The organism is Paenibacillus sp. FSL R5-0623 (assembly GCF_037974265.1).
Lineage (GTDB): Bacteria > Bacillota > Bacilli > Paenibacillales > Paenibacillaceae > Paenibacillus.
Genome location: NZ_CP150233.1, coordinates 5,783,357 through 5,805,133, shown reverse-complemented (window position 1 = coordinate 5,805,133; position 21,777 = coordinate 5,783,357). Strand labels below are relative to the sequence as shown.

Here is a 21,777-nt window from a genome sequence, read left to right as displayed (position 1 = left end):
TATCATTTTATTAGCCTTAGAAATTATAACTTAGCTTCATATCTTAGCCTTGATAACAGCAACAAGGCCTACTTACAAGCCAAGTCCAAAAAGGTCCGGTAAACATACCGGGCCTTTTTTTGTTCTTCAATGGAATTAAGGGAAAAGAAATTTAGCGGTTGGAGATCATTTCATGCTAACCATCGGTGGGGGGAACTTGTGTAGAAGGTGCTTTCAGTTGTTGACTGGTCATATTGGCTTTATTAGGGTCCAGGGTGAGGATGGTATGACAGAACATACAACGATCTGTTTTGCCAAGCATTTTGGTTAACTTCCCGCATTCCGGACAGTCGACTTGTACTGCACTGGTGGAGAGCATACCCGCCCAGAAATAAATGGCTAGACTGGCCATCATGGCAATCAGTCCGATGACGAGCCCTACAGCTGCGAAGACCTTGCCTGCATGTCCCCAGAAAACAATCCCGGCTGTTCCCAGTATCATTAGGCCCATACCTAGCATGGTCAGTAGTAATCCCCAAGTGCGAAAAGCATTAATTTTTGCTGATTTAAAAATCATGAAAAATGCTCCTATCGTATGAGTAGTATTGGACCTGGAAAAGAAGGAAACTTCAGTCTGGATGTAGAATTACATTATAACTGACTTGGCGCTTATCTGCCATGAAATGTATGGAGGGAATCGTGGAATTAAAGAACCTTGCTTTTTTGTCCGAACAGTCGGAAGAGACAGGGGCAGTTGGGGCTATCGCTTATTCCCACCCGGGAGAGCGATTCCACGGCTCCCTAATTCAAGATTTCGAATTATTAGTACTTGTTGTTCATAATGATGATCAATTGAAGTCGGCGGTGGGACATTACAGATATGGTGATCTTCGTTATCAGATGATCTATGCGAGCCGTCATGAATTAAAGAGTAGTGTAGTAACCGGGAATCATAATAATCTCACCCAGTGTCTGATTGAAGGTGAGATTATTTGGGAAGCGGATAGCGCCTTAAGTGATTTGCGAGAAGAACTGTCTACCTTTGGGGCAGAATTGCGTGAGCAGAAGCTGCTTCATGAATTCACCAGTTTCTTGAGAATGTATGTGGAGGCCAAACGTCATATTCAGGAAGGTCATGTTGTAGACGCCTACTACAATGTATTAGAGGCTCTGGGGAACTGGGCAAGAATTGTATTGATTGAACAGGGGATATACCCGGATCATGCCGTCTGGACACATGTGCAGAATCTGGATCGCGCTTTATGGAAACTATATCAAGAGCTTACCGTAAGCTCGGAGACGCTGGAGCAGCGAGTAGAGCTTGTCCTGCTTGCCTGTGAGTTTTCCGTAATGTCCAAAATGAGTGAATGCTCAGAACTGCTGCTGCGTGTGTTAAGAAGTCGCAAGGAGCCGTGGAGCATGAATGAGCTTGTTCATCATCCGCAGTTAAGATTTATTCGAGAAGATCTGCCTTTGGTGATACGTAAGCTGGTCTTTCGTTCTATTGTAAAAGAATCGGCAGGATGGCCATCGATCGGAGGAGAGGGCCGGGAGATTCGGTATTGGATAGAGGCATAACCTCCTCCCGAAGCCTGACGCTATATTGATCACATAAGGGAGGGGAAACCTTCCTTTTTTGTTTGTTTAATAATTTATAAAAAGATGTTGACTCTCATTCACGATATATGATACATTATATTTCGTTCCCCAAACGAGATTATCGCCAACAAATGATAATTTCTACAGAGAAAAAGTGAAGAACTAAAGCTTTAAAAAAAGTTCTTGACGAAAACAAACGAAATGTGTTACATTATTTAAGTCGCCGCCGAAACTTGGTTGAGACGAAAAATAAGTAAAACAAATCGTGTTTGATCTTTGAAAACTGAACAACGAGTGAGTGAACATTCTGCTTGCAGAATGAACGCAAAAGTTGAGACAAGCCTTGGCTTGGATCGACTAGAGCACAAATGAGATTTTTAATCTCGTCAGATTCAAAATGAGCTTATCGCTCTTTTCAATACTTTATTGGAGAGTTTGATCCTGGCTCAGGACGAACGCTGGCGGCATGCCTAATACATGCAAGTCGAGCGGAGTTGATAGGAAGCTTGCTTCCTTGATACTTAGCGGCGGACGGGTGAGTAACACGTAGGCAACCTGCCCTCAAGTTTGGGACAACTACCGGAAACGGTAGCTAATACCGAATAGTTGTTTTCTTCGCCTGAAGGAAACTGGAAAGACGGAGCAATCTGTCACTTGGGGATGGGCCTGCGGCGCATTAGCTAGTTGGTGGGGTAACGGCTCACCAAGGCGACGATGCGTAGCCGACCTGAGAGGGTGATCGGCCACACTGGGACTGAGACACGGCCCAGACTCCTACGGGAGGCAGCAGTAGGGAATCTTCCGCAATGGGCGAAAGCCTGACGGAGCAATGCCGCGTGAGTGATGAAGGTTTTCGGATCGTAAAGCTCTGTTGCCAGGGAAGAACGCTTGGGAGAGTAACTGCTCTCAAGGTGACGGTACCTGAGAAGAAAGCCCCGGCTAACTACGTGCCAGCAGCCGCGGTAATACGTAGGGGGCAAGCGTTGTCCGGAATTATTGGGCGTAAAGCGCGCGCAGGCGGTCATTTAAGTCTGGTGTTTAATCCCGGGGCTCAACCCCGGATCGCACTGGAAACTGGGTGACTTGAGTGCAGAAGAGGAGAGTGGAATTCCACGTGTAGCGGTGAAATGCGTAGATATGTGGAGGAACACCAGTGGCGAAGGCGACTCTCTGGGCTGTAACTGACGCTGAGGCGCGAAAGCGTGGGGAGCAAACAGGATTAGATACCCTGGTAGTCCACGCCGTAAACGATGAGTGCTAGGTGTTAGGGGTTTCGATACCCTTGGTGCCGAAGTTAACACATTAAGCACTCCGCCTGGGGAGTACGGTCGCAAGACTGAAACTCAAAGGAATTGACGGGGACCCGCACAAGCAGTGGAGTATGTGGTTTAATTCGAAGCAACGCGAAGAACCTTACCAGGTCTTGACATCCCTCTGACCGGTACAGAGATGTACCTTTCCTTCGGGACAGAGGAGACAGGTGGTGCATGGTTGTCGTCAGCTCGTGTCGTGAGATGTTGGGTTAAGTCCCGCAACGAGCGCAACCCTTATATTTAGTTGCCAGCACTTCGGGTGGGCACTCTAGATAGACTGCCGGTGACAAACCGGAGGAAGGTGGGGATGACGTCAAATCATCATGCCCCTTATGACCTGGGCTACACACGTACTACAATGGCCGGTACAACGGGCTGCGAAATCGCGAGATGGAGCCAATCCCAACAAAGCCGGTCTCAGTTCGGATTGCAGGCTGCAACTCGCCTGCATGAAGTCGGAATTGCTAGTAATCGCGGATCAGCATGCCGCGGTGAATACGTTCCCGGGTCTTGTACACACCGCCCGTCACACCACGAGAGTTTATAACACCCGAAGTCGGTGGGGTAACCGCAAGGAGCCAGCCGCCGAAGGTGGGATAGATGATTGGGGTGAAGTCGTAACAAGGTAGCCGTATCGGAAGGTGCGGCTGGATCACCTCCTTTCTATGGAGAATCGTTTCCTGCAACGGAAACATTCAAATACGCAGGTTCTTAGAACCTGCAACAGCGATTCATTTCGGTCCGTCACTTCGGTGTGGATGAAATGAAGAGCACAAACACTCACTCGTTGCTCAGTTTTGAGAGCTCAAACTCTCAAACAGCTTGCTTTTGCATGGAGCTTGTTCTTTGAAAACTAGATATCGAAACGAAACAAACGCGAATTAGAACATTCCTTTTTAGCTGAACTTGTGTTAAACAAGTTTCAATAAAAACGGTAGATTGCTGGAGCGAGTGATCGAAATGGAGCGACTTTTGGATTTGGACGTAGTCCAAACCAAGCGGAGCGACAGCTCGAACACGAGCGCAATGGTTAAGCTACTAAGAGCACACGGAGGATGCCTAGGCGCTAGGAGCCGATGAAGGACGTGGCGAACAACGAAACTGCCTCGGGGAGCTGTAAGCAAGCTTTGATCCGGGGGTGTCCGAATGGGGAAACCCAGCTGGGGTAATTTCCAGTTACTCATAACTGAATACATAGGTTATGTAGAGGCATACCAGGGGAACTGAAACATCTAAGTACCCTGAGGAAGAGAAAACAATAGTGATTCCGTCAGTAGCGGCGAGCGAACGCGGAGAAGCCCAAACCAGAGAGCTTGCTCTTTGGGGTTGTGGGACGTCTCACATGGAGTTACAAAGGAACCGGTTAAGCGAAGAGGTCTGGAAAGGCCCGCCAAAGAAGGTAAAAGCCCTGTAGTTGAAAGTCTGTTCCCTCCGAGACGGATCCCGAGTAGTGCGGGGCACGTGAAACCCCGTATGAATCCGGCAGGACCATCTGCCAAGGCTAAATACTTCCTAGCGACCGATAGTGAAGCAGTACCGTGAGGGAAAGGTGAAAAGCACCCCGGAAGGGGAGTGAAATAGAACCTGAAACCGTGTGCTTACAAAAAGTCAGAGCCCGTTTTAGGGGTGATGGCGTGCCTTTTGTAGAATGAACCGGCGAGTTACGTTCCCGTGCAAGGTTAAGGTGAAGAGCCGGAGCCGCAGCGAAAGCGAGTCTGAATAGGGCGATATAGTACGTGGACGTAGACCCGAAACCGGGTGATCTACCCCTGTCCAGGGTGAAGGTGCGGTAACACGCACTGGAGGCCCGAACCCACGCATGTTGAAAAATGCGGGGATGAGGTGGGGGTAGCGGAGAAATTCCAATCGAACTCGGAGATAGCTGGTTCTCCCCGAAATAGCTTTAGGGCTAGCCTCGGAAAACAGAGTCGTGGAGGTAGAGCACTGATTGGGTGCGGGGCCCGCAAGGGTTACCAAGCTCAGTCAAACTCCGAATGCCATAGACTTACTTCCGGGAGTCAGACAGTGAGTGCTAAGATCCATTGTCAAAAGGGAAACAGCCCAGACCATCAGCTAAGGTCCCCAAGTGTGTGTTAAGTGGGAAAGGATGTGGAGTTGCACAGACAACCAGGATGTTGGCTTAGAAGCAGCCACCATTGAAAGAGTGCGTAATAGCTCACTGGTCGAGTGACTCTGCGCCGAAAATGTAACGGGGCTAAACACACCACCGAAGCTATGGCTTGATGCTTTGCATCAGGGGTAGGGGAGCGTTGTATAAGGGTTGAAGGTGTACCGTAAGGAGCGCTGGACATTATACAAGTGAGAATGCCGGTATGAGTAACGAAAAGATCAGTGAGAATCTGATCCGCCGAAAGCCTAAGGGTTCCTGAGGAAGGCTCGTCCGCTCAGGGTAAGTCGGGACCTAAGGCGAGGCCGAAAGGCGTAGTCGAAGGACAACAGGTCGAAATTCCTGTACCACCGTAAGCCGTTATGAGCAATGGGGGGACGCAGTAGGGTAGTGACGCGGACTGATGGATGTCCGTCTAAGCAGTAAGGCTGATGTGTAGGCAAATCCGCACATTGTAAGGCTGAGCTGTGATGGGGAGCGAAAATTACAGTAGCGAAGGTCATGATCTCACACTGCCAAGAAAAGCCTCTAGCCAGGTGATGGTGCCCGTACCGCAAACCGACACAGGTAGGCGAGAAGAGTATTCTAAGGCGCGCGGAAGAACTCTCGTTAAGGAACTCGGCAAAATGACCCCGTAACTTCGGGAGAAGGGGTGCCCCGGTAGTGTGAATAGCACGAGGGGGCCGCAGTGAAAAGGCCCAAGCGACTGTTTAGCAAAAACACAGGTCTGTGCGAAGCCGTAAGGCGAAGTATACGGGCTGACGCCTGCCCGGTGCTGGAAGGTTAAGGGGAGTGGTTAGGGAGTAATCCCGAAGCTGTGAACCGAAGCCCCAGTAAACGGCGGCCGTAACTATAACGGTCCTAAGGTAGCGAAATTCCTTGTCAGGTAAATTCTGACCCGCACGAATGGCGTAACGACTTGGGCGCTGTCTCAACGAGAGATCCGGTGAAATTTTAATACCTGTGAAGATGCAGGTTACCCGCGACAAGACGGAAAGACCCCATGGAGCTTTACTGCAGCTTGATATTGAATTTGGGTACGATCTGTACAGGATAGGTGGGAGCCTTTGAAGCATGAGCGCCAGCTTGTGTGGAGGCAACGTTGGGATACCACCCTGATCGTATCTAGGTTCTAACCTGGTACCGTAATCCGGTGCGGGGACAGTGTCAGGTGGGCAGTTTGACTGGGGCGGTCGCCTCCTAAAGAGTAACGGAGGCGCCCAAAGGTTCCCTCAGAATGGTTGGAAATCATTCGAAGAGTGCAAAGGCATAAGGGAGCTTGACTGCGAGACCTACAAGTCGAGCAGGGACGAAAGTCGGGCTTAGTGATCCGGTGGTACCGCATGGAAGGGCCATCGCTCAACGGATAAAAGCTACCCTGGGGATAACAGGCTTATCTCCCCCAAGAGTCCACATCGACGGGGAGGTTTGGCACCTCGATGTCGGCTCATCGCATCCTGGGGCTGAAGTAGGTCCCAAGGGTTGGGCTGTTCGCCCATTAAAGCGGTACGCGAGCTGGGTTCAGAACGTCGTGAGACAGTTCGGTCCCTATCTGTCGTGGGCGTAGGAAATTTGAGAGGAGCTGTCCTTAGTACGAGAGGACCGGGATGGACGTACCGCTGGTGTACCAGTTGTTCCGCCAGGAGCACCGCTGGGTAGCTATGTACGGACGGGATAAACGCTGAAAGCATCTAAGCGTGAAGCCCCCCTCAAGATGAGATTTCCCAGTATGTAAGACCCCTTGAAGACGACGAGGTAGATAGGCTGGGGGTGGAAGTGCAGCAATGCATGGAGCTGACCAGTACTAATCGGTCGAGGGCTTATCCAATAGCAAGTGATAATTCGCGTGTTTCGTTTCGAATCTAGTTTTCAGAGAACGATCTCTGAAGCATATTCCCTGATAGCTCAGTTGGTAGAGCACTCGACTGTTAATCGAGTTGTCACAGGTTCGAGCCCTGTTCGGGGAGCCATATGGAGAGGTGTCCGAGCTGGCCGAAGGAGCACGATTGGAAATCGTGTAGGCGTCACAAGCGTCTCGAGGGTTCGAATCCCTCTCTCTCCGCCATAATATTAAGGCCCGTTGGTCAAGGGGTTAAGACACCTCCCTTTCACGGAGGTAACAGGGGTTCGAATCCCCTACGGGTCATAATAACTTCAAAAAAGAAGTTGATTTTTACAACAAGATTATGATATGATCATAAATGTGTTGTTCGGAGGCTTAGCTCAGCTGGGAGAGCATCTGCCTTACAAGCAGAGGGTCGGGGGTTCGATCCCCTCAGCCTCCACCATATAAACTTTATAACGACGCGGGGTGGAGCAGCCCGGTAGCTCGTCGGGCTCATAACCCGAAGGCCGCAGGTTCAAATCCTGCCCCCGCAATTATACTTTCCTTTGAGAAAGTGATCTGGAACCGTGGTGTAGTTGGCCTAACATGCCTGCCTGTCACGCAGGAGATCGCGGGTTCGAATCCCGTCGGTTCCGCCATTTAATCTTTACATGAGGCAAACTGTTCACTACATCTGCTGTATGGCACTGATGCCCTATATAAAGTGTAAGGAATTAAGATTAGACTTTATTATGGCTCGGTAGCTCAGTCGGTAGAGCAGAGGACTGAAAATCCTCGTGTCGGCGGTTCGATTCCGTCCCGAGCCACCATTTTAAAACAATTTAATATGCCGGTGTAGCTCAACTGGTAGAGCAACTGACTTGTAATCAGTAGGTTGGGGGTTCAAGTCCTCTCGCCGGCACCATGTAATCCTGGAGGATTAGCGAAGTGGCCAAACGCATCAGACTGTAAATCTGCTCCCGTACGGGTTCGGTGGTTCGAATCCATCATCCTCCACCAGTTTTTAGGGGCATAGTTTAAAGGTAGAACAACGGTCTCCAAAACCGTTGGTGTGGGTTCAATTCCTGCTGCCCCTGCCAATTAACTTTTTAGAAAATAACCTTTTGTGGCGATCGTGGCGAAGTGGTTAACGCACCGGTTTGTGGATCCGGCATTCGGGGGTTCAATTCCCCTCGATCGCCCCTTTGTTTTTTCATTTTTTATTGGGGATTAGCCAAGCGGTAAGGCAACGGACTTTGACTCCGTCATGCATAGGTTCAAATCCTATATCCCCAGCCATTATGCGGACGTGGCTCAGCGGTAGAGCATCGCCTTGCCAAGGCGAGGGTCGCGGGTTCGATTCCCGTCGTCCGCTCCAAAATATGGCGCCATAGCCAAGTGGTAAGGCACAGCTCTGCAAAAGCTTTATCCCCAGTTCGAATCTGGGTGGCGCCTCCAGCATATGCCGGCGTGGCGGAATGGCAGACGCGCTCGACTCAAAATCGAGTGGGAAACCGTGGAGGTTCGAGTCCTCTCGCCGGTATATTGAATAGCCCTACATGTTGCTTATGCAATGTGTAGGGCTATTTTTATTTTATATGAAACGATTTATGTGCAGTAAGAAAATCTAGAGTAAGAGAAGATGGACGTTAATAAAGATTGACGTATGATTATATTCGGTATATTGTAGATAAGTAAAGTCGTTAATATAGAGGAGTGAAGTAGAGTGACTAATGGAAAAAATGTATCGGGTACCGATCTGTTATTTGATCTTTCTGTATGGGAAGAGGCATGGAAGAATCGTCCGAGAAGTTCAAAATATAAGAAGAAAAGCGTCCCCGTTAATACAGAAGAAGTTTTTGAGCGGTGGGCCAGGGATTATCATGCACAGTCGTTCACTGAAGAAGGAAAGCGGCGTTCTGAGCGCATTATGGGCTGGATTGAAAACCAGGGAGTAGAGTTTGCCGGCTTGTCCATTCTAGACATTGGAGCGGCCTCAGGCATATTTACCATCCCTTTTGCGGAGAAGGGTGCAAGTGTGACCGCAGTTGAGCCTTCTGAGTTGCTTATCTCCCTTATGAAAGAGACGATACCTCCAGCTCTTGAATCCAATATCGAAATCGTAAATGAACGATATGAAGAAATCTCTATCAAGGATAAGGGTTGGGAGAAGAAATATGACTTTGCATTTGCATCCATGTGTCCGGCGATGTCGGATTGGCAAACGATCGAGCAGGCGATCAATTGTGCCCGGAAGTATGTGTATATAAGTACTATGGCAGGACAGAAGGAACACACACTAATGGATGAACTTAAGGATATACTGGGGGTAACTTCTTCATATAAGGCTGGTGATATGGGTTATATTCAACAATTGTTGTATTTGAAGGGGTATTCATACACCATGATCATTACGAGAGAAGTTAACTCATTTGAAGTATCGGTGGAAGATGTTGTAGAGAAGCTGCCAGAATGGCTTAATACGTATGAGTTACCATCGGATGAAGATTCCCTCAGATTGGCTGAGAAGTATATCCGAGATACATACAAGGATAGTACAGTGACCTTCTCACGCGGAGCAAGGTTTGGTAAAATTCTAATTCAACTTGAGCAGCCAAATATGAAAACAGTTCGCACTATGGATAAGCGATAAATCGTATAGGCTTGTTACGTATACAGGAGCTAGGAATCGGGACGGGCGACTTAGTCTTACGTCTGAGATAACGCTAGAAAGCATTGCACCACCACCACAAGAAGATGCACTTGTGAAACATATGAAGTTAAGATTATAGAAGTGAAATTTGTAAGTGAAGGGAGCAGATATGTGCTCCCTCTTTTTTTGAAGCGAATAATTAGTTGACTATACTAAACAAAATCCTCGGTTACTTGAAGATGTTAAGCTGCTTCATGAGACTGCACATGGGCTAAAGCCAACTTAATTCATACATCGAGACAATGAAAAGCAAAACACAGACCTAGTTTTCAGAGAATGATCACTGAAGCATATTCCATGATATTTCAGTTGGTAGGGCACTCGACGGTTAATCGAGTTGTCACAGGTCCGAGCCCTGTTCGGGGAGCCACATGGAGCTGGCCGAGCTGGCCGAAGGAGTACGACTTACAATCGTGCTCCTTTTCTAATTTCTATTCGACAAATCTGCTTTTTGCTTACGCTCCCGATACTGACCGGGGGTGATTCCTTCCCATTTACGGAATGATCGGATAAAGTTTTGAGGATTGTTGTACCGAAGTCGTGCTGCGATATCTTTAACGGTTAGATCACTTTCGTCCAGCCATTTTTTAGCGATATTAAATCGGTACTTGGTCAGATATTCACTAAATGCACAGCCTGTCTCTTTGCGGAAGACACTACTTAAGTAGTTGGCATTGTAGTGAAGCTTCAAGGCACATTCCTCAAGCGTCAGATCCTTATCATAATCTTGATGAATCATGGCAATCATTTTCTCAGATATATGCTGGTACTGGGCATACTGTCTTGCTTTAAAAACCTGGATGATGGGCAAGATGACTTGATGTTTAAACCAATTCTCCACTTCAGCGGCGTACTGCAAACCATGAAGTTCATGAAACATCGAGCCACGACCTTGGGAGATCTGTCCGAGTCGTATGCCGGATTCCTGAGTCATTTGCAAAATATGCGTGAGTAGCCTCGTAAGAGCCACCTCATACTCCTCGGGTGTAACCTCCATACCAAAGATCACTTCAAGCAGTTGTTGCAGAAGAGCAGAGGCCTGGACTTCGTCCGCACTTTGAATAGCTTGGATTAACGAATATTCCAATGATTCCGGGTAGGTCATGGACCAAGTGAGAGCGTGATGATCTATGTTCTCATATTGAAAAATAATGCCTGTTCCCAGCTTCATCCGATGCCTCAATGCTTCCATGGCTTCTGTGTAAGCCTGAGGGATGTGATCTAGAGAGTTGTGCGGCTGGCTGAATCCTATACTGACTTGTAGAGCCAGAATCTTATCAATCTGTTGTTTTAACTGGTCTGTTAATACATATAGCTGCTGTGAAAAAATAAAATGATCCTGTTCCACGGTGCCAATCACCGTGACTACCGTATGCTCCAGCACAGTGGGAAGCAATTGTTGGTTATACACAACCGTTTCCTCCAATATATTTTGAATAGCAAATAATAAGAGGTCACGATCACTAGCACTATATTTTGTATGATTAATGAGATCGGCCTGTAGTGTAATAACAGCAATTTGTTGCCATTCCCGAACCTGATGTGTGTAGCCATATTCATTCAGGGTGTCATGAAGAGTATGAACAGGGATCTTATCCTGGAACAGATTCATCATAAAATGATTGCGAATCTGCAGCAGATGCATATTAAGTGTGTTCTCTAATTGGGAGCGAGAGGCAGATAATTGTGAGACCCCTGCTCTAATCTGTTCGAACTCATCAGAAAATGGTGGTGATTGTTGAGCTACTGTGTTTCCTTCTTTGGACAGGTGGTTGTCACCAAGTTGAGTTAAAAGTTTACGAATCGGGATATGCATTCGCTTGGAACCGAGCCAGGCGAGTAGTAATGAAAGTAAAAGTAAGAAGATACTGATATACAAGGTGTGTAATCCGATATTGATATATTCTTGTGTCAGAATATTGGTAGGTGAGATTAGAGCGTAAGTCCATCCTTTTAAGGTAGAAGGGCTATACGTCAGGGAGTAATGTGTATCGCCGATCTTAACTTCTTGGTTTTCAAAGCCTGTTGAAAATGTGATGGGTGATAGTTTGTTTATGTTAGCTTCCGTATCCCGATCCTGTAATCCAATGGCAGCCAACGGTTGTCCAATGTATACAGGATCGGGATGGACCAAGATACGTTGTTCCCGATTCAAAATGATCAGTCCTGAGGCAGCATTGCCTAAGGAGGCTTCGCCTAGTGTATTTTGCAAAGAGCATGCAGGAATTCCCGCAATCAGGGCAGCATCGGAAGACGTATTCAGATTCGGAATAGACCTCGCAAGGGCAATATGATAGATACAGCCTGTACCGGGTGACCGCTCATCATTACTGAACACCGATGAAGGGGAGAGCTGCCATCCAGAAGTTAACGTATCCGAAATCAATTCCTTCATGGGAAGAGCCAGTGGAAAATCCGTATTGCGATATAATCCGGCATGATCAATAAGCCAGTTCTGAGATTGGTTCACTAGGGTAATATCCAGCAAAGGTTCCCATGACTTCATATTCAGAAATTCGCTCTGTAACTTGTCGGCAAGCAAAGGTCCGTTCCCTTCTAGTGAAGAAGAAGAAGCAGACAGGGAACGGAGGGTTACTGGAGAGCGAACCGCCTGATCAAGCATATAACTGACTGTAGCGAGTTTGTGCTCTACGTTGGATTGCATTTGTTCCAGCAACTGTCTGTTGGCCTGTGTACGATGCAACTCAGTTTGGTTGGATGAATAGATAAATGCGGCAATTCCCGTTAACAAAATGGGCAGGGTGCTTAACAGGATTCCGAAGATGATCATTTTATGGAGATAGCTGATTGGTCGCACAGTTTCAGTTCCACCCCTGACATTAGAAATAGTAACACTTTCTATTTTAGTAAACGCTTACATATAGAACAATCTAAATTTTGTTTATTTGGATAAATAAGTAATTCTATTTGAGGCAAAAGAGATTGGCATTGGATTATTGATGTGTACTCCTTTTGTAATGAAAACCTGGGATACAACTTCGATGGATTGTCGAATACGGAATAAGGGGAAACGAAAGTGAAGGGTAAACGTAAATAGAGACGTGGACATCATTCTTGCTACCTGGTGATATGGGGTGAAGTAGAGCCTGAATACGGGGAATAGAAGGTATCTGGAGTGCTATTCAGCTTAGGTGGAACGTTGGTCTTATATAGGGACAGTCAAAGGTCCAACTAGATCCCCGACCTGAGTCTAGGATGAAAAACCGTCCACGGTCTGTTTTGAAAAGTCGCGGAATCCCCTAGAATAAGGACATAAGGTTAAACAAGAAACACAGAAGCAAAAAACAAGAAACAAACGAACAAATGACTCAACACATTAAAACGAACGAATGGAAGGGCGGTGAACAACAATTATGAGATTGAATAAGGGAAATGGCTGGGCGATTGTATTGATTGCGCTGGGAGCACTACTCCTCTTCGGAAAGTTAACCCCACTTCTTGGACACTTAATGGGTTATCTGATTCCGGTCCTGATGATTGCACTGGGATATTACGGAGTTAAACGAGGGAATGTGATGCTTGGCTGGATTGTTCTCATCATCGGTATCATCTCACTGATGGGTAAACTGGCATGGTTGATCGGACCGATCATCGCGATCGGGTTAATCATCTTTGGTATCTCAATGCTAAGCAATAACCGCAGTCGTCGTGGTCGGTACTAAGCTTTCACGATTATGAAAAGGAGGGACAGAACATAATGAGTGTATTTCGTCGAATGCGGGATATTACCGTAGCCAATCTGAACGAACATTTGGAGCAAAGTCAGGATCCAGTCAAACTGATTGATCAGTTTCTGGTCTCGACCCGCCAAGACATCGGTGAAGCCGAGAAACTTCGTCATCAATATGCAAGCCATACCAGACAAATGAAACAACAAGCCGATCAGGCAGCAGGTATGGTGAACAAACGGGAAGAACAGGCTTCCATGGCTCTAAAAGCAGGGGAAGAACATCTCGCTAAGCTGGCCTTGCAGGAGAAAATCCTCCACGAGGAAAAAATGGAACAGTACAATGAATTGTATGCACAAAGTTATGCGGCATTACAGGAGCTGGATGAACAGATCGACCAGCTGAAGGTTGAATATCAGAATGTATACAGCAAACGCCAATACTACTACGCTCGTATGCAGACGATTCAGTTACAACAACGTATGAACCAGAGAGGGAACCACAACGGTCAGAATGTACCCCGTATGTTTAACCGACTGGATGATCAAGTCTCTGATCTCGAATATGAAGCACAAAGTCTCCGCGATATCCGGCGGATGAGCCAAGACGGTTCCGGAGTGACTGGCAGCATGTCATCCTCTACGCTGGATAAGGAACTGGAACGCTTAAGACAGAAATTGAACAATGACAGAAAGGAGTAGTCACATGAGTAAATTATACCGCTCGGCGCGTAATCGAATGCTAACAGGTTTGATCGGCGGCATTTCTGAAAATCTTGGATTGAATACCACGCTGCTACGTATCATTTTCTTCATCAGTATTTTCGCTACGGGAGGTACATCATTGTTGATCTACTTCATCGCTGCGTTGGTGGTACCAAAGGAATCCAATCACGTTGATCCATATGCTTATGATTCCAACGTAAGAGGATACAAGTAAACGAAAGGAGCAAACACATGAGCAAATTATACCGCTCAACGCGTGACCGGATGTTAACCGGCTTGTGCGGCGGAATTTCCGAAACCATCGGAATGGATTCCACCCTGCTGCGTATCATCTTTGTTATCAGTATTTTCGTAACTGGCGGCACGTCGTTGTTAATATACTTTATTGCAGCACTGGTGGTACCAAAAGAACCGTATCCGCCTTATGATCCATATGGCTACGGTCCGGGCCCAGGCCCTGGTCCTGGCAGAGGATATAACAACTATGATCACCAGCCACCAAGAGGTCCTTTTCAAAATAATCACAACCAACAAGGTCCTGGTAACTTCGGTCCCGGCCCTGGATACAACGGCAGACCTCAATCTGGTCCCCGTTCTTATGATAACAACGCCTACGGAGCAGGAGCACCGCAAGAAAGTGAACTTGATTCCATGATGAAAGATATCGAGAAAAAAGCACTGAAAAAAGAAGTTGAAGAGCTTCGCCAAAAATTATCTCGTTACGAGAAGGGAGAAAAGTAAAATGGGAGTATTTAAACGGATTAAGGATATGACGAAAGCATCGGTAAATGATATGTTGGATAAAGTAGAGGACCCGATTGTAATGTTGAACCAGTACTTGCGTGATATGGAGGCTGAGATTCATGAGGCAGAGGTAACTGTTGCCAAACAAATGGCAAATGAGCGCCGCATGAAACAACGTTTGGATGAAGCGGAGCGTACTTCGGTACAACGTGAGTCCCAAGCAGAAGCTGCTCTATCTAACGGTCAGGAAGAAGTGGCACGCAAATTGTTGGAAGAGAAAATCTACTTTGATCAAAAAATTACGGAGTACAGCGAACTGCATGCACAGTCCGAAGCACAAGCAAAAGATCTGTTGCAACAGTTGCATGATATGAAAGATGAGTTCTACAAAATGCGTAACAAACGTAATGAACTTGTATCCCGTGCACAAATGGCAAAAGCTAAAAAACAAATGTCTTCTATCAACAGCTTGCATTCGATCGAAAGTGGCGGCGCATCACTTGGATTCCACCGCATGGAAGAGAAAATCATGCAGCTGGAAGCTGAAGCTGACGTAGCTCGTGCACCTTATCGCAACACATCATCTACGTACACAAATCCTGTAGATGTGGAAAAACAATTCAAAGTGGACCAGCAATTACAAGCCCTCAAGAACAAAATGGGCAATGGTTCCAAGAATGAAGCGAACGGAACTTCAAAAGAATAACTGTTCGCTTAGTGGACAATATGATATTCTATAAATCGTGTATAATGTACGGTTGGTAGAACAAAAGTTAAGCCATACAGGACTTCATTGCCTGGTATGGCTTTTCCGTTGAATAAAGAGAGATTAACTTACAGAGGAGGTGCGGCGGGGATGAATCAAAAGAGTAAATGGCTTGCAGTTGTCATTATGATTATTGGCACAATGATGTTATTGAATGACAATATTAATTTCCTGACCGCTGCCGCACTGATTCTGTTAACGGTTGGAATGCTTCAAGTCCGCAATGGGGATACCCGCAAAGGTCATCGGTATCTTGGCATTGGTGCGGCACTGTTATTGCTGGATAATTTAATGATTGTATTTTTGATTGTACTGGCATCGTTAGCTTACTTTTATTCAAAAAACAAAAAGATTCATCTGGACGAAGGCGTTATGAAGAAACAGAATTTCATGGCTCGGTACTACTGGGATCAATCATCCTGGACGTTACGTAGTATGAGTCTGTGGCATGCCATAGGTGAGGTTAACGCCGATCTATCTCTTTCGATTCCGGAGGAGAAACAAACAATTGTGCTGCTGCAAGGAGTTATGGGTAATGTTCGCCTCACACTACCGGAAGATTATGGTGTGGAGATTGAAGCATCGGTTCTTTTTGGCCGGATTAATCTTCTTGGAGAACAAGATAGCGGTATGATGAACAAATTAGTATGGAGAACACCTGGATATGAATCCAGTGAACATAAAGCAAAATTTGTCATTTCTTATATAGTTGGCGACCTAAGCATCAGTAATCCGTAGTAAAATAGATGAAGAGAAGGAGGAGACCCCGATGAAGACAAAACGACATACCGACATGGTAACCCGAAGTATGGGTGAAGGGATCCTCCTGGTTTTCATTGTGCTCGCTGTTATTTTGTATGTATTGTATACATATGGTTATCTTGCTCCGTTTGCAGGCTGGCGCCATCTGATTCAATCGGGCCTGGCTCTATTGCTGCTTCTAATTGGGATTGGTGCGGTTTTTGGGTTCTATCAGAGTTATCGGGTTAAACGCCGGCTTGAACTGCTACGGGAAACACTTCTATTGTGGGAGAAGGGCTCTCTATCACGCACTGTACCTGATCTGGGCGATGATGATGTGGGCCGTTTGAGTGACCAACTCGGACGAATCGGCAAAAAGTGGGAAGATCAGGTATCTTCGCTCCAGCGATTGTCTACTCATAATGCACAGCTTGCTGAACAAGCCAGAATTACGGCTATTGTGGAAGAGCGGCAGCGTTTGGCACGGGAACTGCATGATGCGGTATCGCAGCAATTGTTCGCGATATCCATGACAGCAACGGCCGTTGGACGGAAGATGGAGAAGGATTTTGAACGTGCTCAGCGGCAGGTGGCTTTGATTGAGGAGATGGCTTCGGTAGCTCAGTCCGAGATGCGTGCGCTACTGTTACATCTGCGGCCAGTCTATCTGGAGGGTAAACATCTAGAACAAGGTCTGCGTGATCTGGTGATGGAACTGAAAACCAAAGTACCCATGGACATTGTGTTCGAAATGGACGAAGACATTGATCTGATCAAAGGCATCGAGAATCATCTGTTTCGAATCGTCCAGGAGGCTATGTCCAATACGTTACGGCATGCAAAAGCGGAAAAAATGGAGATACGGATCCAGCGCCGTAGTGATGCGATCCGGGTATTGATTCGTGATGATGGGCAAGGCTTCGATCTGGATGAGAATAAACAAGCTTCTTACGGTCTGGCTAACATGCGTGAACGTGTTACGGAGATTGGTGGGGCCATACAATTTGTAACAGCGCCTGGTAAGGGAACGCGGATTGAGATTACGATACCTTTGATGAACGATGAAAGCGAGGAAGAACATGTCAATGGAACCGGAAGTCGAAACGGAGACGGAAACGTCGATCAAAGTATTGCTCGTGGATGATCATGAGATGGTACGTATTGGTCTTGCAGCGGTACTGGATACCGAAGATGGAATTGAAGTTGTTGGTGAAGCAGGTAGTGGAGAGGAAGGCATTCGGCTCGCACAGGAATATAAGCCTGATGTTGTTCTAATGGACCTGGTTATGGAAGGCATGGATGGCATTGAGGCTACTCGTCAGGTACTTAAAATGTATCCGGAGTGCAAAGTCATCGTATTGACCAGTTACCTGGATGATGAAAAAATGTATCCTGTTATTGAAGCAGGCGCATTCAGTTATCTGTTGAAAACATCAAGAGCCAATGAAGTTGCAGATGCGATTCGCGCAGCAGCTCGTGGGCAATCCGTTCTGGAGTCACAGGTGGCTTCCAAAATGATGAATCGCTTCCGGCAGCCACAGGCAGCAGCTCCTTTGCATGATGAATTGACAGACCGAGAAATGGATGTGCTCCGGTTGCTCGCCAAAGGCAAATCGAATCAGGACATCGCTGATGATCTGATCATCGGCATTAAGACAGTCAAATTCCATGTCACGAATTTACTGGCAAAATTGGGCGTAGACGACCGTACACAGGCCGCGATCTATGCTTATAAAAACGGACTTGCAGAGTAATAACAAGAACTATATGCAATAACATCATTAAGCCAAAGAACCGTGCATTAATGTGCGGAAGTTATAGATAAGAGATGATTATATATAAGTGCGTGTTCAAAAAGGTCGGTTTTCAGTACCAAGAAGAGGGGATGAAGTTAGAAATGGAGTAGCGGAGCGTAGATCGAGTTACGTGAGCAACCGCAATGTTTCTAAAGGAAACATTCTTCGTAAGCCTCTACTTATTTCGGCTGAATTCCATATTCGATGTTGATGATGCCGCTAGGCACCCTTCGTAATCAAAAGCGGACTTTTTGAACAACCTCTATACGTATGAATGGAAAGCTCCGATCTGCCATGCATGTGGCGGGTGGGGCTTTTTTGTTGTGTGCAGAAGAAGTATAGCAAATATGCGAAAGGGGCATGCTGTTGATAGATTCATAGAATGCAAGAAAGAAGCGGGGGATTCAAATGTTAAATCGATGGATGACAGCAGGTATATTGGCAATAGCAATCATAATTCTTATTGGTGTGACACAGGTATACGCAGAGAAGAACGAATCCAAAGCTGCCGAACTGGAACAGCTAATCTATACTGCTGACAGTGTAATTGATAATGTGGATCGTCTGGTTATTAAATGGCAAGGAGAAGGCAAGGGAGATGCACAAGCGCAGGCCGTATTACTGGCCAGTCAATTGGAACTTGAACAACCAGTACGGGTACGTCAGACGGGCCACAATGTCTACCGCAGTGAGCTGGTTGTAGGTACAGCTAATGGTGGTGTAGGCATGTTGGTCAATGTCATCGAGACAGGAGATAACGGCTACTACGCCATCGTACAAATTTCAGGGGATGCACACACGGATCGGAAGGCATTAATGACAGTACATGAACAGATCGGCCAACTGCTTGTAGATTCAGGCATGAAGGCAACCTGGAATATGTCTGTGCAAGGTACAGCAGTTACTGCTACTGAACATGATGCGAGTCAGCAATTGGCACTGATCGAAGAACAGCTGTCCACAAAGGTGGATATCGCCTCCGTCGAACGTTATACAGATGCAGGCACTGCAAGTGTCTCTTATAAGGCGGCTGAGCTGCCCCTATCGATCAAGAGTGGCTCGCACATGTTGAATATGCAACTCGCAGTTCACCAGGTTGGTGATGAGCTCGACAATCGAATTACAGTGGGGTTTCCGGTGATTACGATTGAATATTAAGGGATGAATTTTTCATGAATTGGGACCCAATATTGAGAATCTTTATCAGAAAAATGAGTTTGAAATAGTGCATCCATTCAGTTGATATGCTAAAATGGCATCACATCCAAGAAGGAACTTGCTGGTAATTGACAGTTGTATGTCGTGCATATATAACACCATTACATAGCTCGGGGAGAGCGTGAAGGTTATCTTCCCGGAAGAAAGAGGAGCCCATGGTTGAAAAACAATTGCAAGATGAAGTACAGACACCAGGCGCAGTATTTTTCATTTTTGGAGCAACGGGTGATTTGGCCCGCCGGAAGTTGTTTCCGGCTATCTACAGTCTTTACCGTGAAGGCAAGCTTGCCGAAGACTTTGCGGTTATTGGCGTAGCACGTCGTCCGAGGTCCCCACAAGAATTCCGGGAAGACATCTATGAATCCATTAAGGAATTCTGCCGTTATCCAGCGGGGGAACCTGATGAGTGGAACGCTTTTGTCGATCATTTTGAATACAAAGCACTGGACATCAATAATGTGGACGGATTTAAAGAGCTGCGTGCGCAGACGGAGCATCTGGAATCAAAGTTTAACACGCCGGGGAATCGGCTGTTCTATCTGGCACTGGCACCTGAGCTGTTTGGCAGTGTCTCGTACAGTTTGCGGGACGGCGGTATGCTGGAAAGTCAGGGGTGGAACCGTTTGGTGATCGAAAAACCATTTGGTTATGATCTGCAATCGGCTGAACATCTGAATGAGCAGATTCGTGAGGTATTCCGTGAAGAGGAAATCTATCGGATTGATCATTATCTGGGCAAGGAGATGGTGCAAAATATCGAAGTGATCCGCTTCGGAAATGCCTTTTTTGAACCACTCTGGAATAACAAACATATTGCCAACGTTCAGATTACGCTGGGTGAGACGGTAGGCGTGGAAGAACGTGGTGGTTATTATGATCACTCCGGTGCACTACGTGACATGGGGCAGAATCATATGCTTCAGATGCTGACGATGATTGCGATGGAACCGCCGAGTCGCCTATTCCCGGAAGACATTCGGGATGAAAAGGTGAAGGTATTACGCTCTCTACGGGCTTTCACCTCGGATGAGGAAGTGAGCAACAACGTTGTGCGGGGGCAATATGCCGAAGGGGAGTACCGTGGCAAGCAGCTTCCGGGGTATCGCCAGGAAGACAAGGTTGATCCGCAGTCGAATACGGAAACTTATTTTGCAGCACGTGTATTCGTGGATAATTTCCGCTGGGCGGGAGTTCCATTCTACATTCGGACAGGCAAGCGTCTTCCGGTGAAAACGACCGAGATCGTAGTTGAGTTCAAGTCGATGCCAAACAACGTGTACCTTGGGAAAAAATATAAGCTCGAACCGAACTTGCTGGTCATTCGGGTGAATCCGATGGAAGGCATATATATCAAAATCAATGCCAAGAAACCAGGCTCGGATTCCGAGATTCAGCCACTCGCGATGGATTTCTGTCAGAGCTGCATGATTGGAATTAACTCGCCTGAAGCGTATGAACGTCTGCTGCACGATGCGGCAGAGGGGGATTCTACGTACTTTACCCGTTGGGATGAAGTGGCAACAGCATGGTCTTTTGTGGATCGAATCGCAGCAGCCTGGGGACAGAATCAGGGAGAGCTTCATACGTACCCTGCTGGAACATGGGGGCCAGAAGCGACAGATAAGCTGCTGGAGCAGGACGGATTCCACTGGTGGCCGGTAAATGGTCAGGACGAGGACAGCGTGATCTGGCAAGTGAATGGTTAGGGTAAGGGCATTAAGAACATACACAATATGATGAGCCTGGGGAAATCGCAAATTTTGCGGTGTCCCCAGGCTTTTTAGCGGGAAAAGGTAGGTATCCATCATAAGGAAATAAGTAATTTAAATTAAGTTGTTGACAAAAAGTAAGTACGTAACTTATACTCAACACATGAGTTAAAGAGTTACGCAAATGACAAACTTCATTCGGGCAAACGTTTCGGATAAGTTATCATTCATGAGATAAAATGTAAACCAGTTGAAGGGGTTTGCGACACAGAGAATCATGAAGAAAAAAATTTGGCATAATATCTTTAATCTAAGAATACTATTTTGTATATATTGAATGGAGGAAAAGAAAATGATGTTGGATCTAGGGTTGTTGTTGATTCGTTTGGTGATTGGATTGTCGTTCATGGCGCATGGGGCTCAAAAGCTGTTTGGTTGGTTCGGAGGTTACGGGATCAAGGGTACAGGCGGCTGGTTTGAGTCGATGGGCATGAAGCCTGGTGCATTGGTGGCGTTACTGGCTGGACTCGCGGAATTTGGTGGCGGATTGCTGCTGGCTCTGGGTCTGCTCACACCGGTAGGTGGCATTCTGATTGCATTGACGATGGTCATTGCGATTGTGAAAGTCCATGGTGCGAACGGATACTGGTCCACACAGAACGGATTCGAATATAATCTCGCGATTCTGGTGGTTGGTGTAGCGCTGGCCCTGACAGGTGGCGGACAATACGCACTGGATGCATTGATTTTCTAAACCCGATAAATAAAAATGAATGAGGAGTGCCTGGATGCCATGGAAATGGCTGAAGGGTGCTTTTTTTTGCAAGTGAAA

15 protein-coding genes, 16 tRNA genes and 2 rRNA genes are annotated in these 21,777 nt (G+C 46.8%); 31 read left to right on the top strand and 2 right to left on the bottom strand.

Annotation, left to right across the window (positions count from 1 at the left end; all coding sequences use genetic code 11):
- Positions 1-175: 175 nt before the first annotated feature.
- Positions 176-556: a DUF2614 family zinc ribbon-containing protein gene (locus MKY92_RS25565; RefSeq protein ID WP_221820841.1), complete on the bottom strand. Its 381-nt coding sequence runs from the start codon at positions 554-556 to the stop codon at positions 176-178.
- A 122-nt stretch (positions 557-678) separates the two neighbouring features.
- Here MKY92_RS25565 and MKY92_RS25560 point away from each other — a divergent pair, with 122 nt between their 5' ends.
- The 20 genes from MKY92_RS25560 (at position 679) to MKY92_RS25465 (ending at position 9,927) form a co-directional block, all read left to right on the top strand.
- A complete protein-coding gene (locus tag MKY92_RS25560) occupies positions 679-1,557 on the top strand; it encodes a nucleotidyltransferase-like protein (RefSeq protein WP_339298103.1) in 879 nt (292 codons plus the stop codon).
- A 444-nt stretch (positions 1,558-2,001) separates the two neighbouring features.
- Positions 2,002-3,554 (top strand): 16S ribosomal RNA (locus MKY92_RS25555).
- 365 nt (positions 3,555-3,919) lie between these two features.
- Positions 3,920-6,847 (top strand): 23S ribosomal RNA (locus MKY92_RS25550).
- The 16S and 23S rRNA genes sit together here with 15 tRNA genes alongside, the layout of an rRNA operon.
- 66 nt (positions 6,848-6,913) lie before the next feature.
- A tRNA-Asn gene (locus MKY92_RS25545) sits at positions 6,914-6,989 on the top strand.
- A 3-nt stretch (positions 6,990-6,992) separates the two neighbouring features.
- A tRNA-Ser gene (locus MKY92_RS25540) sits at positions 6,993-7,084 on the top strand.
- 9 nt (positions 7,085-7,093) lie between these two features.
- A tRNA-Glu gene (locus MKY92_RS25535) sits at positions 7,094-7,165 on the top strand.
- 66 nt (positions 7,166-7,231) lie between these two features.
- Positions 7,232-7,307 (top strand) — tRNA-Val (locus MKY92_RS25530).
- Between the two features lie 17 nt (positions 7,308-7,324).
- Positions 7,325-7,398 (top strand) — tRNA-Met (locus MKY92_RS25525).
- Positions 7,399-7,425: 27 nt separating this feature from the next.
- A tRNA-Asp gene (locus tag MKY92_RS25520) sits at positions 7,426-7,503 on the top strand.
- Positions 7,504-7,598: 95 nt separating this feature from the next.
- A tRNA-Phe gene (locus MKY92_RS25515) sits at positions 7,599-7,674 on the top strand.
- Between the two features lie 19 nt (positions 7,675-7,693).
- Positions 7,694-7,769 (top strand) — tRNA-Thr (locus MKY92_RS25510).
- Positions 7,770-7,778: 9 nt separating this feature from the next.
- A tRNA-Tyr gene (locus MKY92_RS25505) sits at positions 7,779-7,864 on the top strand.
- A 6-nt stretch (positions 7,865-7,870) separates the two neighbouring features.
- A tRNA-Trp gene (locus tag MKY92_RS25500) sits at positions 7,871-7,944 on the top strand.
- Positions 7,945-7,973: 29 nt separating this feature from the next.
- A tRNA-His gene (locus MKY92_RS25495) sits at positions 7,974-8,046 on the top strand.
- Between the two features lie 22 nt (positions 8,047-8,068).
- Positions 8,069-8,143 (top strand) — tRNA-Gln (locus MKY92_RS25490).
- 4 nt (positions 8,144-8,147) lie between these two features.
- Positions 8,148-8,222 (top strand) — tRNA-Gly (locus MKY92_RS25485).
- Between the two features lie 6 nt (positions 8,223-8,228).
- Positions 8,229-8,302 (top strand) — tRNA-Cys (locus MKY92_RS25480).
- Positions 8,303-8,308: 6 nt separating this feature from the next.
- A tRNA-Leu gene (locus tag MKY92_RS25475) sits at positions 8,309-8,387 on the top strand.
- A gap of 183 nt (positions 8,388-8,570) precedes the next feature.
- Positions 8,571-9,497: a methyltransferase domain-containing protein gene (locus tag MKY92_RS25470; protein WP_339298102.1), complete on the top strand. Its 927-nt coding sequence runs from the start codon at positions 8,571-8,573 to the stop codon at positions 9,495-9,497.
- A gap of 354 nt (positions 9,498-9,851) precedes the next feature.
- Positions 9,852-9,927: transfer RNA gene (locus MKY92_RS25465), tRNA-Asn, on the top strand.
- Between the two features lie 54 nt (positions 9,928-9,981).
- Here the strand turns inward: MKY92_RS25465 and MKY92_RS25460 are convergent.
- Positions 9,982-12,375 (bottom strand): helix-turn-helix domain-containing protein, encoded by a 2,394-nt coding sequence (locus MKY92_RS25460; protein ID WP_339298101.1) that lies wholly within the window; start codon positions 12,373-12,375, stop codon positions 9,982-9,984.
- 556 nt (positions 12,376-12,931) lie between these two features.
- Between MKY92_RS25460 and MKY92_RS25455 the strand changes: the two genes are divergently transcribed.
- From MKY92_RS25455 to MKY92_RS25405, 11 genes are all read left to right on the top strand, one after another.
- Positions 12,932-13,240, top strand: a complete 309-nt coding sequence (locus MKY92_RS25455) for a hypothetical protein (RefSeq protein WP_017692311.1) — start codon at positions 12,932-12,934, stop codon at positions 13,238-13,240.
- A gap of 35 nt (positions 13,241-13,275) precedes the next feature.
- Positions 13,276-13,947, top strand: a complete 672-nt coding sequence (locus MKY92_RS25450; protein WP_091037978.1) for a PspA/IM30 family protein — start codon at positions 13,276-13,278, stop codon at positions 13,945-13,947.
- A 4-nt stretch (positions 13,948-13,951) separates the two neighbouring features.
- Positions 13,952-14,185, top strand: a complete 234-nt coding sequence (locus MKY92_RS25445) for a PspC domain-containing protein (RefSeq protein ID WP_339298100.1) — start codon at positions 13,952-13,954, stop codon at positions 14,183-14,185.
- A gap of 17 nt (positions 14,186-14,202) precedes the next feature.
- Positions 14,203-14,712 (top strand): PspC domain-containing protein, encoded by a 510-nt coding sequence (locus MKY92_RS25440; RefSeq protein ID WP_339298099.1) that lies wholly within the window; start codon positions 14,203-14,205, stop codon positions 14,710-14,712.
- A 1-nt stretch (position 14,713) separates the two neighbouring features.
- Positions 14,714-15,421, top strand: coding sequence for a PspA/IM30 family protein (locus tag MKY92_RS25435; protein WP_017692315.1), 708 nt, complete (start codon positions 14,714-14,716; stop codon positions 15,419-15,421).
- Positions 15,422-15,571: 150 nt separating this feature from the next.
- Positions 15,572-16,219, top strand: coding sequence for a cell wall-active antibiotics response protein LiaF (gene liaF, locus MKY92_RS25430; protein WP_091020935.1), 648 nt, complete (start codon positions 15,572-15,574; stop codon positions 16,217-16,219).
- 31 nt (positions 16,220-16,250) lie between these two features.
- Entirely contained in the window at positions 16,251-17,366 is a 1,116-nt protein-coding gene (locus MKY92_RS25425) for a sensor histidine kinase (protein ID WP_339298098.1), read from the top strand.
- On the top strand, positions 17,308-17,976 hold the full coding sequence (locus tag MKY92_RS25420) for a response regulator transcription factor (protein ID WP_091020933.1): 669 nt from the start codon (positions 17,308-17,310) through the stop codon (positions 17,974-17,976). The genes MKY92_RS25425 and MKY92_RS25420 overlap by 59 nt, the downstream gene beginning before the upstream one ends.
- 450 nt (positions 17,977-18,426) lie before the next feature.
- Positions 18,427-19,176, top strand: coding sequence for a YwmB family TATA-box binding protein (locus MKY92_RS25415; RefSeq protein WP_339298097.1), 750 nt, complete (start codon positions 18,427-18,429; stop codon positions 19,174-19,176).
- Positions 19,177-19,391: 215 nt separating this feature from the next.
- A complete protein-coding gene (gene zwf, locus MKY92_RS25410; protein WP_339298096.1) occupies positions 19,392-20,942 on the top strand; it encodes a glucose-6-phosphate dehydrogenase in 1,551 nt (516 codons plus the stop codon).
- 358 nt (positions 20,943-21,300) lie between these two features.
- Complete coding sequence (locus tag MKY92_RS25405) at positions 21,301-21,699, top strand: DoxX family protein (RefSeq protein WP_145325283.1); 399 nt, start codon at positions 21,301-21,303, stop codon at positions 21,697-21,699.
- The last annotated feature ends 78 nt before the right edge of the window (positions 21,700-21,777 follow it).